Genomic DNA, 14,706 nt, shown 5'->3' with positions numbered 1-14,706 from the left:
AGCCCCGGGTATGGATGCATGCTGGACCCATGGCAGAACTCAACGGACGCCCCGTAAGTGTGGATCAGCTTCAGGCGCTCGCTCTCACCAACTACGGTCACTTCACCAGTCTCCGGGTCGACGAGGGGCGAGTTCGTGGTCTCTCGCTTCATTTTGAGAGGCTGGCTCGTGACTGCCGGGCGCTGTTCGGGGCGGAACTCGACATCGATCATGTCCGCGCACTGATCCGGCGGGTGGTGCCGGCCCACGGGTCCATCACGATCCGGGTGACGGTGTTCGACCCGGCCATGGACCTGGGACGCCCGGACCGCGCCACGGACCCTCAGATCCTCGTCACGCACAGGTCCGCCGCCAACCTGCCGCTCCCACCGCTTCGAGTCCAGTCATCCTTGCTCGTCCGAGATGCTCCGGAGGTGAAGAGCGTGGGGCTCTTCAGCCTCCTCCGCCACCGGCGCGCGGCGCGGCTCGACGGATTCGATGACGCGCTTTTCGTGGAGGGGAACGGCGCTGTCTCGGAAGGTGCCACATGGAACGTCGGCTTCTTCGACGGTGACCGCGTGGTCTGGCCGGCGGCTGACTGTCTCCCAGGCGTGACGATGCGGCTCATGCAGGAGGCCCACGAGCACAGTGTTTTGCCTGTGGGCCTCGGAGACCTTGCTTCCATGGAGGCGGCCTTCGCTACCAACGCTGCCATCGGCGTGCGTGCCATCACCTGCATCGATGACACGGAACTGCCCGGCGACCACCCCATCATTGGCCGCCTCCGCAAGGAGTACATGCGCGTACCGGGTGACTGCGTCTGATCGGGGAAGCTGTTGGGCGGACGGATGGACGGACGGGTGGTCTTGTGTGCTTCCGTGCTTCCGTGCCGGTCAGCCTTGTGCTGCGGCGCGTTCGATGCGGTCCAGGAGGCGGTGGCGGCGTACCGCGTGGGTGAAGTCCGGGGCGTGGTGGGTGCCGTTGGTGAGGTCGGCGTGGATCTGTGCGTAGGCGTGGGCGACGGTGTAGGACATCTCGGTGCGGCGGCCGGCCAGTTGGGGCAGGGTCTCGTAGGAGGCGGGGACCGGCAGCTCCGTCAGTGAGGTCTGCTCGCCGCGGGCGCCGTGCACGGTCACCTGGCCGAACTGGAGGTGGCCGGTGCCGCCGGTGAGGAGCAGATCGCCTTCGGTGCCGTTGATCTCCCAGTGGAAGTCGGTGGCGCGGGAGAGGCCGCCGCGGAAGTGGACGGAGGCCACCGCCCCGCCCTCCAGTACGCCGTTGAGGGCGAGTTGGTCCGGTGCGGTCATCGGCAGGGTCGCGCCGGTCGCCTCGTCGCGTACGGACGTACGGCGGGTGGCCAGGGTCGCGCCGAGGTCGGTGAACTCGCCGAGCGTCATGGTGAGCGCGTCGATGGTGTGGCCGAAGGGGATGGTCAGCAGGGTCGCACCGTTGGCCGGGTCGAGGGTGTAGGCGTTGCGGCCCGGGATGTCCCCGCCCCAGCCGCGGCCCGAGGCGATGACGCTGGTGGAGAGGACCTGGCCGACGTACCCGGAGGCGATCAGATCGCGGGCGTAGCGGACCGGGGGCGCGGAGCGGGCCTGGAGGCCCACGAAGGTGCGCAGCCCCTTGGCCCCGGCGAGGGCCGCCAGCTCCTCGGCCTCGGCGAGCCCGTTGCCCAGCGGCCACTCGCTGAGCACCATCTTCCCGGCGTGCAGCGCGGCCAGTGCCAACTCCCGGTGCTGCGGCACCTTTACGGTGATGACCACCAGGTCGACCTCGTCGCGCCGTACCAGCTCCTCGGGGGTGCCGAAGGCGAGCGGGACGCCGTACTTCTCGCCCGCCGCCTTGGCGGAGGCGTCGCTGGAGGCGGAGAGTGCGCGGACCTCGAAGCCGTCCAGCGCGCGCAGGGCGGGCAGGTGGGCGGTGGCGGCCCAGCCGCCGGCGGCGCTGAGGCCGATGATGCCGACGCCGATGGGGGGAAGGGGGGAGGCGGTGGTGGGCATGGGTGTCTCCTTGGGCTGCGGAGCTGAGTGGGGCTGAGCAGGGCTTCCGGCGGCCGGTGAGTACGACCGTAGCTCATGTTCGCGTGGATGTGAACATGAGGGTGATGGTCGTGGATAATGGGCGCATGGCCAGCCGTACCTCGTCGCCCCTGGTCCACCCCGAGGAACGGGAGCTGGACCTCTTTGTGATCATGAGCGCCCTCGCCGACCCGATCCGGCTGAGCATCGTCGTCACACTCGGCGTCCATGCCGAGGTCGCCTGCGGAACGTTCGAGCTGCCGGTCGCCAAGTCCGCGCTCAGCCGCCACTTCAAGATCCTTCGGGAGTCCGGGCTGATCCAGCAGCGGGACGCGGGCACCCGGCGGGTGAACTCCCTGCGCCGCGAGGAACTGGACCGCCGCTTCCCCGGGCTGCTCGACCTCGTGCTGAAGGAGGGCGCCGGGCGGCAGGTGGCGGTGGCCGGGGTGGGGTGAACGGCTCTGGCGTGAACGTGCCGTGGGAGCGAGCAGGTCCCCGCCCTGGTGTCAGGGGCGGGGGGGGGGGCTGCCCGCTCGGGACTTCCTTCTGGATCTCAGCCCTTGCTGCCGGCCCTGACGTAGTCGATGGCCTGCTGGACCGTGGTGATCTTCTCGGCTTCTTCGTCCGGGATGTCCATCTCGAACTCTTCCTCCAAGGCCAGGGCCAGCTCTACGGTGTCCAGCGAGTCGGCCCCCAGGTCGTTGAGGAATGAAGCTTCATTTTTGATCTCGTCTAAAGCGATTCCCAGTTGATCCGAGACAATCCTCTTCAACCGCTGTTCGATATTGTCCATACTTGATGATCTCAGGTGTAGTGCCGTCCCTGCCAGGCAGTCTCGCTGTGGCTGGCCGTCGACCGGTCAGAAGCACCTTACGGCCGTTCCGGTTGCGTAACGGCCGGACCCCCGCCCTCGGTTGAGGGGCGGGGGTCCGGGTGTGGGGGATGGGGGGAGAAGCGCGGGGTTACTGGGCGCTGATCGACTCCAGCATGTTGAGGCGGGCGGCGCGGCGGGCCGGCCAGACCGCGGCCAGTACGCCGACGACCAGGGCCAGCAGGAAGAAGAGGCCCAACTTGCCCCAGGGGAGCAGCATTTCGTACGTCGGGAGGGACTTCCCGGCCAGGGACCCGCCCGCCCAGGCGAGGAAGACACCCACGCCGATGCCGAGCACCGCGCCGAAGAGCGAGATGACGATCGACTCCAGGCGGACCATCTGCTTGATGCCGGTACGGGCCAGGCCGATGGCGCGCAGCATCCCGATCTCCCGGGTGCGTTCGAAGACCGACATCGCCAGGGTGTTGACGACGCCGAGCACCGCGATGACCACGGCCATACCGAGCAGCCCGTACATCATGTTCAGGGCGGTGTTGATGTTGCCGGCGCCCTCCTGGCGGAGCGCGTCCTTGTCCGCGACCTTCAGCAGCGGGCTGTTGCCCAGGGCTTCGCGGATCTGCTTCTCCAGGGCCGGGGAGGCGCCACCCGCGGCCTTGATCAGGATCTTTTCGTCCTTGAGGGGCTTGACGTGCGGGTCCACGAGAGCGGGCGAGCCCAGGAGGCCGTCCGCGTAGTGGTTGTCCTCGTAGAGGGCGACGATCTTGAGCTTCTGCTTCCGGTTCTTGCCGGAGTAGAACTCCACCTCGGGGGTGTCGCCCACCTTCCAGCCCGTCTTCTTGGCCATGGAGCGGGAGACCGCGACCGCGTTGCCCTGGACGGCGTCGAGAGAGCCGGAGGCGAGCCGGAGGTCGGTCACCTTGGTGAGCTGGGCCAGGTCCGTGCCGGTGATGCTGCCGAAGCCGTCACCGGCCTTGGTCTGGAAGCCCACGTGGCGCAGTGCGGCGCTCGCCTGCACGCCCGGTACCGACGCGACCTTCTGTGACACCTTCGGATCCAGGCCCTCGAAGTTGGAGGTGGTGACCTGGTAGTCGGCCTTGAGGTCCTTGGCGACGAGCTGGTCCATGGCCTGCTGGGTCGAGTGCCCGGCGACCGTCATACCGGTGATCATGGTGAGGCCGATCATCAGCGCCGAGGCGGTGGCGGCGGTACGGCGCGGATTGCGCAGCGCGTTCTCCTTGGCCAGCTTGCCGGTGACGCCGAAGAGGCGGCCGGTGACCTTGCCGGCCAGCGCGACCAGCGGGCGGGACAGCAGCGGGGCCAGGATGATCATGCCGGTGAGGGTGAGGGCCGAACCGCCCATCGCCGGGGCCATGCCCGCATCGATGTCCTCGAGCGTGGAGACGTACAGCATGATCGCCAGGCCGAGGGCGGTGACGGCCGCGCCGATGATGTTGCGGACCCGCAGGCTGCGCGGGGCGGCCGGCGCCTCGACGGTGCTCAGTGCCTCAACCGGCGCGATCTTGGCGGCCTTCCGGGACGGCAGCCAGGCGGCCAGCACGGTCACCAGCACACCGACGCCGAGCGCGGAGAGCACCGCGGAGGGGTTGACCACCAGCGGGCCGTCGGGGAAGCCGGCGCCGGTGGAGTTGAGCAGCGGGCGCAGGCCGAGCGCGACACCGGCGCCGAGGGCGAAGCCGACGGCGGAGGATGCCAGGCCCAGCAGGGCCGCCTCGACCAGGACCGAGCGCACCACCTGGCGCCGGGAGGCACCCACCGCGCGCATCAGCGCGACCTCGCGGCTGCGCTGGGCGATCAGCATGGTGAAGGTGTTGCCGATGATGAACACACCGACGAACAGCGCGATACCGGCGAAGACCAACAGCATCTTCTTGATCGACGCGGTGTTCTCGGCGATGAACTCGGCTTCCTGAGCAGCCTGCTCCGAGCCGCTGATCGCCTTGGCGCGGTCCTTGGGCAGCACCTCGTTGACCTTCGCGGTCAGCGCGCGGTCGTCGGTGCCGGGCGCGGCGCTCACCGTGAACTCGTCGTACTGACCGGGCTTGAGGAAGAGCTTCTGGGCGGTGGCGGTGTTCAGGAGCACCAGGCTGTGGCCCGCGGTCACCTGCGGGTCCTCCGTGGTGACGACGCCGACCAGCTTCTTCTTGAGCGCCGGGCCGTCGGTGGCGAAGGTGACGGTGTCACCGAGCCGGTAGCCGCCCTGCTCGGCGGACCGGGCGTCCAGCGCGAGCTCGTCCGCGCCTGCCGGAGCGCGGCCCTCCTTCAGCGAGAAGCGGCTGTCGCGGCTGTCCTTCCCCGGGGAGAAGTTGGTGGCACGGTTGCCCCACTCGGCGCCGAGCGGCTGATTGTCCTTGCCGACGACGACGGCGCTGCCGGAGACGGTGGGGCGCAGCGACGCCACGCCGGGCAGGGCGCGGATCTTGCCGGCGAGCTTGTCGTCGAGGACGGAGGAGCGCTTACGGCCGTCCCCGCCCTCGTCCTCGGAGGGCGCGGCGCCGCGGGGCTCCTCAGGGTGTACGGAAGCGGCCACGTCCTTGTAGTTCTTGGTCATGGCGTTCTCGTACGCCTGGCCCACGGAGTCGCCGAAGATCAGGGTGCCGGAGACGAAGGCGGTGCCGAGGACGACCGCGAGCGCGGTCATGATCAAACGGGCTTTATGCGCGAGGATGTTGCGCAAGGCAGTGCGGAACATGGTGGTGGTGTCAGTCCTGGGGTCTGGGTGCGGGGTCCGGGGTCCGGGGCGGGGCTCGGGGTGCGGCTCGGTAGGTCCGTCCGTCGGCTCGTACGGCTTCTGGCGTCGGCTCGTACGGCCTTCGGCGTCGGCTGGTACGGCCTTCGGCCTTTGGCGTCAGCTCGTACGGCCCTTGGCGTCGAACAGCCGCATCCGGTCCAGCACCGCGTCCGCGGTCGGCCGGTGGAGCTCCTCGACGATGCGGCCGTCCGCGAGGAAGACCACCCGGTCCGCGTAGCCGGCCGCGACCGGGTCGTGAGTGACCATCACCACCGTCTGCCCCATCGCCCGCACCGACTCGCGCAGGAAGCCCAGCACCTCGGCGCCCGAGCGGGAGTCGAGGTTGCCGGTCGGCTCGTCCGCGAAGATGATCTCCGGCTGGGCGGCCAGCGCCCGCGCCACCGCGACCCGCTGCTGCTGACCACCGGACAGCTGCGACGGCCGGTGCGCCAGCCGCCCGGACAGTCCGACCGTCTCGATCACGCGGCTGACCCACTCCCGGTCCGGCTTACGGCCCGCGATGTCCATCGGCAGCGTGATGTTCTCCAGCGCGGAGAGCGTGGGCAGCAGGTTGAACGCCTGGAAGATGAAGCCGATCTTGTCCCGGCGAAGCCGTGTCAGCTGCTTGTCGTTCAGCGACGCCAGCTCCACGTCACCTATCCGGGCCGAGCCGGACGAGATCGTGTCCAGGCCTGCCATGCAGTGCATCAGCGTGGACTTGCCGGAGCCGGACGGGCCCATGATCGCGGTGAACTGGGCCTTGCCGAACTCGACCGAGACGGAGTCCAGCGCCACGACCCGGGTCTCCCCCTGGCCGTACACCTTGCTCAGATCCGTCGCACGGGCGGCGACGGCGCGGGGGGTTGCGGGGGTACCGGGGGTACCGGGGAAGTGCTGCGGGGAACCCGGCACGGCTGCCGTGTGGGACACGGGGGACTCCTGGAGAGACGGAAGCGGAGGATCAAAATCAACGGACCCGGCGGATCCGACGGGGCCCGGCGGATCCCACATCCTCATTCTCGAACGCGCAGGTCAGCGCAGACATCAGCCAGAGGGACCGAAAGCCGCACCAACCCGAGGTGCCACCCCGGCCCCCTATGTCATCCTCTGGACGGACAACCGTCCGCCCTGGGACCGACGGGATCTCTCAGGGGCGCCCCGGAAGTACGCGGACGGCGCTCACTGGCCGGTGCGCGCCCAGAACTCCGCCAGGATGCCGTCCAGGAAGGCGCGGCCCGCCTCGCCGGACTCCTCCGTGCCGTCTCCGCCGCCCCAGTGGAGCGTGGTGGTCATGGCCGCCTGGTACTCGGCGTGCAGTTCCCGCAGGACGTCCTGGATCCGCTGCTTGGGCAGCGGTACGAGCTTGCCGACCGGCCGTACGTAGGCCTGCCAGCGGCTGGTGACGGCGCTGATCAGCAACTCGGTGAGGACCCGGTCCCGGCCGGTGAAGCGGAGCAGCGCGGGCAGCGGCAGCCCCAGCGCCTCGGCGAGCGCCGCGGCCTGGCGGTCGTTGCCGCGCCACCGCCCGCCGGCCTCCAGCCGTTCGTACGCGGCCTGGTCCATGCCGACGGCCAGTGCGAGGCCGTCCGGGGCGAGACCGGCCGCGAGGCGGTACTCGCGCAGGGTGCCCGGGGTCCCGAGCAGGTCTCCGGGCGCGCACCACAACGCACCGGCCAGCGCGGTCAGTTCGGTCTCCGTGGGGGAGGATTCCCCCGACTCCCAGGAGGTCACCGTCGTCGGCGCTATCCGTATCCCGAAAGCGGCCCATATGCCGTAAGCGACATGGGCCGGGGTCATACCGAGGGCCTCGCGGAACCGGCGGGCGGCCCCGGCGTCGAAGGGCGGCCTGCGCGGTTCCCCGGCTCGCGTGCTCATCGGCACACGGTAGGGGAGGGTCCGGCCGGCCACCTATCGTGCGGACACCCAAGCCTGAAAGTCGTAGGAAGCTCCACCGCCTCAATGGCCGGGGCCGGACCAGCGGTAGCGCAGCTCCGGGCGGCCGACCTGACCGTACTGCGGGGCACGGGCGGCCCGCCCGCCCTCCACGAGGTGTTCGAGGTAACGGCGTGCGGTGATCCGGGAGATGCCTACACCGGCGGCCGCCTCCGTCGCGGTCAGCCCGTCCTCCGCGGCCCGCAGTACATCGGTGACCGCCCGCAGGGTGGCCGCGGTCAGCCCCTTGGGCAGTGCGGCCGGGCGCGGTGCGCGGAGTGCGGCGATCGTCCGGTCCACCTCGTCCTGCCCGTCGGCCTCCCCGGTGGCGGCCCGGAACGCGGCGTAACGGGTGAGCCGGTCGCGCAAGGTGGCGAAGGTGAACGGCTTCAGCACGTACTGCACCACACCGAGTGAGACGCCCTCGCGCACCATCGTCAGATCGCGGGCCGAGGTGACCGCGACAATGTCCGCGGTGTGCCCGGCCGCGCGCAGCGTACGCACCAGCTGGAGGCCGTGGCCGTCCGGCAGGTACAGGTCGAGCAGCAGCAGATCGACGGGGTGTTGGTCGAGGTGGCGGCGGGCGGCCGCCATGGAGCGCGCGGTGCCGGACACGGTGAACCCGGGCACCCGCCCCACGTACAGGGCGTGCGCATCGGCCGCCACCGGGTCGTCCTCGACGACCAGCACCCGGATGTCCCGGCTGTCCTGGACATCGGACGGGCCCGGGCTCACCGCGCACCGCCGCTCGCGCACTCACCCGGTACGCACTCACCCAATGCGCACTCATCCAGTACGCACTCGCTCATCGCGTACCCGTCCGTCGCCTCCGCCCGCAGCGGCAGCCGTACGGTGAACCGCGCGCCGTCCGTCGGAGCCCGGTCCAGGGTGAGGGTCCCGCCGTTGCGCCGGACCGCCTGCCGGGCCAGGGCCAGGCCCAGACCCCGGGCCGCGCCCCGCTCGGGGCGTTTGGTGCTCCAGCCCCGCCGGAAGATCTCCTCGACGGCGTCCGCGGCCACCCCCGGCCCGTTGTCCGCCACCCGCAGCAACAGCTCGCCGTCGGCCGCCCGGGCGGTGACCCGCACCTGGGGAGCTTCAGGAGTGCCATGGGGAGGCGAGGTGGGGACCGAGGCCGGGGCCGGGGCCGGGGCGGCGGCATCGATGGCGTTGTCGACGAGGTTGCCCAGCACGGTCACCAGATCGCGGGCCGGCAGACCGGGCGGCAGCACCCCGTCGTCGATCCGGCTGTCCGGCGTCAGAACCAGCTCCACCCCGCGCTCATGGGCCTGCGCGGCCTTGCCGAGCAGCAGCGCGGCCAGCACCGGCTCGGCGACCGCCCCGACGACCTGGTCGGTCAGTGCCTGCGCCAACTCCAGCTCCGCCGTGGCGAACTCCACCGCCTCCTCGGCCCGTCCCAGCTCGATCAGCGACACCACGGTGTGCAGCCGGTTGGCGGCCTCATGGGCCTGTGAGCGCAGCGCCTCGGCAAAGCCGCGTACCGAGTTCAACTCTCCCGACAGTGCCTGGAGTTCGGTGTGATCCCGCAGGGTCACCACGCTGCCGCGCCGGCTGCCACCGGAAACGGGGGCGGAGTTGACGACCACCACCCGCTCACCGGTCAGATGCAACTCGTCGATCCGCGGCTCCGGCGCCAGCAGTGCCTCGGTGAGCGGCTCCGGCAGCCCCAACTCGCCCACCGGCCGGCCCACCGCCCCCTCGGACAGCCCCAGCAACTCCCGCCCGCCATCGTTGATCAGGGCCACCCTGCGCCGCCCGTCGACCAGCATCAGCCCCTCCCGCACGGAGTGCAGCGCAGCCTGGTGGTAGTCGTACATCCGGCTGAGCTCCTGGGAGTTCATCCCGTGCGTGTGCCACCGGAGCCGGGCGTTGATGACGTACGTACCCGCCCCGCCGAGCACCAGCGCCGCCGCGGCCACCCCGACCACCGCCAGGACCTGGTCGCGCAGCTGCGCGCCGATCGTCTCGACGGTGATCCCCGCACTGACCAGCGCGGTGATCCGGCCGCCGCGCTGCGGGTCGCGGACCGGCGCGACGACCCGCACCGACGGGCCGAGCACCCCCTGATGTGTCTCCGCGAACACCTCGCCATCCAGCGCCGGGCCGATGTGCCCCAGGTACTTCCCGCCGATCGCGGACCGCTGCGGATGCGTCCAGCGCGTACCGTCCGGGGCCATCACCACCACGAAGTCGACGCCGGCGTCCCGCCGCAGCCGCTCGGCGTACGGCTGGAGCACGGCGGTGGGGTCCTTGCCGCGGGCGGCGGCCACCACTGCCGGGGAGCCGGCGACCGCGGTGGCCGCCGCGGTCGCCTGCCGCCGCGCGGTCTCCTCCGCCTGCCGCCCGGCGCTGACGTACGCGAAGACGGCGCAGCCCACGACGACGGCCGTCACCAGCACCACCTGCATCGCGAAGAGCTGCCCGGCGAGGCTGCGGGGGCCGCGCAGCCGGCGCGGTGGCCGGGGTCGGGGGAGTCGCATACGGAACAGTCTGCACGGTCACATTTACGTGAACGAAATGTACGTAAGGGTGACGGGTGCCGCAACGGAGTGCATAGTCGCCGGGACTCGTTGTGCGGCCGAGCCGCAGATCACCGCACAACCGCAGACCGAGGAGGCAGCCCGTGGCCGCACAGACCCCACCGTCCGGGGGAAGCACGGAGGATTCCGCGCCCCCGAAGCGGGACCGCACGCACTTCCTCTACCTCGCCGTCATCGGCGCGGTGCTGCTGGGTATCGCCGTCGGCTTCGCCGCCCCCGGCGTCGCCGTCGAACTGAAGCCGCTCGGTACCGGGTTCGTGAACCTGATCAAGATGATGATCTCGCCGGTCATCTTCTGCACCATCGTGCTGGGCGTCGGCTCGGTCCGTAAGGCCGCCAAGGTCGGCGCGGTGGGCGGACTGGCCCTCGGCTACTTCATGGTGATGTCGACCGTCGCCCTCGCCATCGGCCTGGTCGTCGGCAACCTCCTGGAGCCCGGCTCCGGCCTCCACCTCACCGAGGCCGTACGGCACGCCGGCCAGTCCCAGACGTCCGGGAACGCCGAATCGCTGCCCCAGTTCCTGCTCGGCATGATCCCCACCACGCTGGTCTCCGCCTTCACCCAGGGCGAGGTACTGCAGACGCTGCTGGTGGCGCTGCTGGTCGGCTTCGGCCTCCAGACGCTGGGCCCGGCCGGGGAACCGGTGCTGCGCGGCATCGGGCACGTCCAGAAGCTGGTCTTCCGGGTGCTGTCCATGATCATGTGGGTGGCGCCGGTGGGCGCCTTCGGCGCGATCGCGGCGGTGGTCGGCGCGACCGGCCTGGACGCGCTGAAGTCCCTGTTCATCATCATGGTCGGCTTCTACACCACCTGCCTGCTGTTCGTGATCGTCGTCCTCGGCGCGCTGCTCCGCCTCGTCGCCGGCGTCAACATCTTCCTCCTGCTGAAGTACCTGGCCCGCGAATTCCTGCTCATCCTCTCCACCTCCTCCTCGGAATCCGCCCTGCCGCGCCTCATCGCCAAGATGGAGCACCTGGGCGTCAGCAAGCCGGTCGTCGGCATCACCGTCCCGACCGGCTACAGCTTCAACCTCGACGGCACCGCGATCTACCTCACGATGTCCGCGCTGTTCGTGGCCGAGGCGATGGGCAAACCGCTCTCCCTCAGCCAGCAGATCTCCCTCCTCGTCTTCATGATCATCGCCTCCAAGGGCGCCGCCGGAGTCACCGGCGCCGGCCTGGCGACGCTCGCCGGCGGCCTCCAGTCCCACCGCCCCGAACTCGTCGACGGCGTCGGCCTGATCGTCGGCATCGACCGCTTCATGAGCGAGGCCCGCGCCCTGACCAACTTCGCGGGCAACGCGGTCGCCACCGTCCTGGTCGGCACCTGGACCAAGGAGTTCGACCGCTCCCAGGCGGCCGAAGTACTTGCCGGCCGCCTCCCGTTCGACGAAAAGTCCCTCGCCACCGACACCGCACACGGCGGCTCCTCCGGCGCCACCGCGGCCGACCCCCCGGCCACCGGGACGCCCGCGGAACTCGCACCGCGCGCATAGTCCGTCAGGCCCCTTCATCGCATCAGTCCGGGGGCGTGTCGATGAGCAGGCGAATGCCGTCGATCAACGCCTGCGCCTGCCAGTCGGGCCAGTCCGCGATCCGGTCCGCGAGGTGCTGGGTCAGCGCGTTGCGGAGCCCAGCGACCGTGGCGTGACCCTTGGGCGTCAATGCGAGCAGGGTGGCCCGGCCGTCGCAGGGGTCGGGACTGCGCTCGAGCAGTCCCGCTCCTTCGAGCCGGTCGGCATAGCGACTTGTGCCGGATCGGTCGATACCGACCTCGTCGGCGAGCCGTGCCGCCGATTGCGGTCCGAGCCGAGCGAGCCCGCTGAGCACCGGGTAGGTCTGACGATCGACCCCCGCCGGTGCCGAGTCGAGGACCGCGTCGTAGAGCGCGCTCCGGTTGCGCCGCAGCAACAGCTGTCCCAGCGCTTGTTCCAGGTCCCGTGCCAAACCGCTATGTGCCATCCACAAATAATACGTGCGAACCGCACGGAATGAGCGTAGGGTTATTGCGTGCAAGTCGCACGCACTTACCCTGGGAGTCTCATGGTGCTCATGGCCGGGAGGCGTCGCAGCGCGCTGATCGGGCCGGTGCTGGTGCTGGCCACGCTGGTCTCCAGCATCATCAGCTCGTTCGGTGCTCCGCTGATCCCCACTGTTGCTCGCGATTTTCATGAGTCGCTGAGCACGGCGCAGTGGTCGCTGACCGTGGCGCTGCTGGTCGGCGCGGCGAGTTCCCCGGTCCTGGGCCGGCTCGGCGACGGCCCGCGGCGGCGAGTGACGTTGCTCGGCGGCTTGGCCGTGGTCACGGCGGGCGGTGTCGTGGCCGCGCTGGCCGGCGGCTTGGGGACGCTGCTCGTCGGACGCGGACTACAGGGCGTCGGGCTCGGGCTGGCGCCGCTGGCGATGGCCACCGCCCGGGACGAACTGCCGCAGGCCGAGGTGGCGCCGATGATCGCGCTGCTGTCGGTGTCGGCGGGGGCCGGCCTCGGTGCCGGTTACCCGATCAGCGGGTTGCTCGCCGAGGCATGGGGACTGGCGGGTGCGTACTGGTTCGGCACGATCGTGTCCGGCCTCGCGTTGCTCTGTGTCGCCGCAGTCGTACCGTCGAGCGCGCGGCGCAGCGCCCCTGACCGGCTCGACCGGGTCGGCGCCGTGACGCTCGCACTGGCGCTGGTCACCGCACTGGTGGCAGTGGCAGAGGGGACACAGTGGGGTTGGAGTTCGCCGGCGATCATCGGCCTGTTGGCCGCCGGGGCAGTGCTCTTCGCGGCTTGGGCCGTGCAGCAGCTGCGCGCCGAGAACCCGCTGGTTCAGCTGCGTCTGCTGCGCCGTCCGTCCGTGCTTTCCGCCGATGCCTGCGCCATGGTGCTCGGCGTCGCGATGTACATGGTGCTTTCGGGGGTGACGGAGTTCGTGCAGTCCCCGCGCTCGGGCGGATTCGGGTTCTCCGCATCGGCCGTCGTGGCCGGCCTCGTCCTCGTCCCCCTGTCCTTCTTCATGCTGATCAGCTCCCGCACTCTGCCAACCTTGGTGACACGCGTAGGAATCCGGGCGGTGCTGACGATGGGGTGCCTCGTAGCCGCGCTGGGCTGCGGATTCTTCGCCGTCTTCCACGGTGCCCTGTGGCAGGCCTTCGCCATGACGGGTGTCCTGGGAGTGGGACTGGGCACCACCTTCGCCGCGATTCCCGGATTGATCGTGCAGGCAATCCCCGCCCGGGAGACAGGCAGCGCGATGGGCTTCTACCAGGTGGTCCGCTTCACCGGCTTCTCCCTGGGCAGCGCGCTCACCGCCACCATCCTGGCCGCTCATGTCAGCGGTGACGGCCAACCAGCGGTGGGCGGCTACACCACGGTGCTGTGGATCTCCGCCGGCTTCTGTGTCCTCGCCGCGGCCCTTGCCTGGTTCCTGCCCGCCCGATCCACCCGGCTCACGCCCGCGGAGCGCCTGCCCGCCGACGAGGTCCGGCTACGGGAACGGACCGACGGCGACGACGTCTTGTCGTAGGCAGCCCCCAGGCCTGACGCCCCGCGCCGGGGTGCGACGCGGTGACCTGCCCCCTGGGTCGCGAGTGCGGAGCTCGGGTTCAGCGCGTGATCGGGGTGGCGCCGGTCGCCGCGGCGGACAGTTCCCATAGCCGTGCGGCCGCGTCGGGGGCGATGGCGTACTCACGGACGCCGCCGTCGTCCATGGGCTCGGCGGGGGCGGAGACGCGCGCGACGTCGCAGTCCTCGAGGTAGAGCCCGCCGCGACCGTCGAGGAGCGGAGACGTGGCTGCCCAGAGACCGGTGGCGGCGCCTTGGGAGGGTGTCTTGAAGTCGGCGCCGATCACGTTGCCGTGCTCGTCAACCCAGCCGCGTTCGATCTGCTCCTGGGGAGTCATCTCCCGCTGGAGGCCGGTAATGATCTTGCCCGGGTGGAGCGCGAACGCCCGGACACCGTCGTCGCGCCCGAGGGCGTCGAGCTGCACGGCGAAGAGGGAGTTGGCGGTCTTGGACTGGCCGTAGGCAAGCCACTTGTCGTAGCCGGTGCGGAAGTGCGGGTCCTGCCAGCGTATGCCGGTCAGGGTGTGTCCGGCGGAGCTGTTGACGACGACGCGCGCACCGTCAGCGGCGGCCAGGAGCGGATAGAGCTCGCAGGCGAGTGTGAAGTGCCCGAAGTGGTTGCCGGCGAGCTGGCCTTCCCAGCCGGGTCCGACGCGTCGCTCAGGGGTGGCCATGACGCCGGCGATGGCCATGAGGAGGTCGAGCCTGTCGAGGGTGTCGCCGATCTGTGCGGCGGCGGCGCGCACGCTGCCGAAGTCGGTGAGATCCATGGGGATGACTTCGCAGCCGTCCACGTCCTTGAGAGCGTCGCGGGCGACGCCGGGCCGGCGCGCCGGGACGATGACCCGGGCCCCTGCGGCCGCCAGGCCACGGGTGGTTTCCAGACCGAGTCCGGAGTAGCCCCCGGTCACGACGGCGGTGACGCCGGAAAGGCCGAGGCCGGCCATGACGTCCTCGGCGGTGCTGGTGGCGGAGAAGGGCGAGCCGAGCGGCTGCTGATCAGTGGTGGTCATGGCGGCGACGATAGGAGCTAGAGCGCGGTCCAGCTCAAGTCCGGGCAACGAGGCGAACGCCTGCGGCTCCTCGACGC

General features: G+C 70.7%; 13 protein-coding genes. 4 read left to right on the top strand and 9 right to left on the bottom strand.

Features of this window, described 5'->3' with window-relative positions:
• Positions 1-29: 29 nt before the first annotated feature.
• On the top strand, positions 30-803 hold the full coding sequence (locus tag ACFY12_RS01320; RefSeq protein ID WP_390713623.1) for an aminotransferase class IV family protein: 774 nt from the start codon (positions 30-32) through the stop codon (positions 801-803).
• A gap of 69 nt (positions 804-872) precedes the next feature.
• Here the strand turns inward: ACFY12_RS01320 and ACFY12_RS01315 are convergent, their stop codons facing one another.
• Positions 873-1,982, bottom strand: coding sequence for a Gfo/Idh/MocA family protein (locus ACFY12_RS01315; RefSeq protein WP_390713622.1), 1,110 nt, complete (start codon positions 1,980-1,982; stop codon positions 873-875).
• Positions 1,983-2,107: 125 nt separating this feature from the next.
• Here ACFY12_RS01315 and ACFY12_RS01310 point away from each other — a divergent pair, with 125 nt between their 5' ends.
• On the top strand, positions 2,108-2,455 hold the full coding sequence (locus ACFY12_RS01310; RefSeq protein ID WP_390713621.1) for an ArsR/SmtB family transcription factor: 348 nt from the start codon (positions 2,108-2,110) through the stop codon (positions 2,453-2,455).
• Between the two features lie 98 nt (positions 2,456-2,553).
• Here the strand turns inward: ACFY12_RS01310 and acpP are convergent, their stop codons facing one another.
• The 6 genes from acpP to ACFY12_RS01280 form a co-directional block, all read right to left on the bottom strand.
• Positions 2,554-2,793 (bottom strand): acyl carrier protein, encoded by a 240-nt coding sequence (acpP, locus tag ACFY12_RS01305; protein WP_390713620.1) that lies wholly within the window; start codon positions 2,791-2,793, stop codon positions 2,554-2,556.
• 169 nt (positions 2,794-2,962) lie between these two features.
• Positions 2,963-5,542 (bottom strand): ABC transporter permease, encoded by a 2,580-nt coding sequence (locus ACFY12_RS01300; RefSeq protein WP_390713619.1) that lies wholly within the window; start codon positions 5,540-5,542, stop codon positions 2,963-2,965.
• A gap of 156 nt (positions 5,543-5,698) precedes the next feature.
• On the bottom strand, positions 5,699-6,493 hold the full coding sequence (locus ACFY12_RS01295; RefSeq protein WP_390714336.1) for an ABC transporter ATP-binding protein: 795 nt from the start codon (positions 6,491-6,493) through the stop codon (positions 5,699-5,701).
• Between the two features lie 267 nt (positions 6,494-6,760).
• Positions 6,761-7,456, bottom strand: a complete 696-nt coding sequence (locus tag ACFY12_RS01290; RefSeq protein ID WP_390713618.1) for a helix-turn-helix domain-containing protein — start codon at positions 7,454-7,456, stop codon at positions 6,761-6,763.
• An 81-nt stretch (positions 7,457-7,537) separates the two neighbouring features.
• The gene (locus ACFY12_RS01285; protein ID WP_390713617.1) at positions 7,538-8,248 is read right to left on the bottom strand and encodes a response regulator; all 711 of its coding nucleotides are present in this window, start codon (positions 8,246-8,248) and stop codon (positions 7,538-7,540) included.
• Positions 8,245-10,011 (bottom strand): ATP-binding protein, encoded by a 1,767-nt coding sequence (locus ACFY12_RS01280; protein ID WP_390713616.1) that lies wholly within the window; start codon positions 10,009-10,011, stop codon positions 8,245-8,247. The genes ACFY12_RS01285 and ACFY12_RS01280 overlap by 4 nt, the downstream gene beginning before the upstream one ends.
• 143 nt (positions 10,012-10,154) lie before the next feature.
• Between ACFY12_RS01280 and ACFY12_RS01275 the strand changes: the two genes are divergently transcribed.
• On the top strand, positions 10,155-11,567 hold the full coding sequence (locus ACFY12_RS01275) for a cation:dicarboxylate symporter family transporter (RefSeq protein WP_390713615.1): 1,413 nt from the start codon (positions 10,155-10,157) through the stop codon (positions 11,565-11,567).
• 22 nt (positions 11,568-11,589) lie between these two features.
• Here the strand turns inward: ACFY12_RS01275 and ACFY12_RS01270 are convergent, their stop codons facing one another.
• Positions 11,590-12,033 (bottom strand): MarR family winged helix-turn-helix transcriptional regulator, encoded by a 444-nt coding sequence (locus tag ACFY12_RS01270; protein WP_390713614.1) that lies wholly within the window; start codon positions 12,031-12,033, stop codon positions 11,590-11,592.
• 90 nt (positions 12,034-12,123) lie between these two features.
• Between ACFY12_RS01270 and ACFY12_RS01265 the strand changes: the two genes are divergently transcribed.
• Complete coding sequence (locus tag ACFY12_RS01265) at positions 12,124-13,578, top strand: MFS transporter (protein ID WP_390713613.1); 1,455 nt, start codon at positions 12,124-12,126, stop codon at positions 13,576-13,578.
• A gap of 79 nt (positions 13,579-13,657) precedes the next feature.
• Here ACFY12_RS01265 and ACFY12_RS01260 read toward each other — a convergent pair whose 3' ends face one another.
• Positions 13,658-14,629 (bottom strand): SDR family NAD(P)-dependent oxidoreductase, encoded by a 972-nt coding sequence (locus ACFY12_RS01260; RefSeq protein ID WP_390713612.1) that lies wholly within the window; start codon positions 14,627-14,629, stop codon positions 13,658-13,660.
• Positions 14,630-14,706 lie beyond the last annotated feature (77 nt).

Origin of the sequence: Streptomyces sp. NPDC001339 (genome assembly GCF_042895955.1) — a bacterium.
In the GTDB taxonomy this organism is placed as follows: domain Bacteria; phylum Actinomycetota; class Actinomycetes; order Streptomycetales; family Streptomycetaceae; genus Streptomyces.
This window is presented reverse-complemented; position numbering and strand designations above follow the sequence as displayed.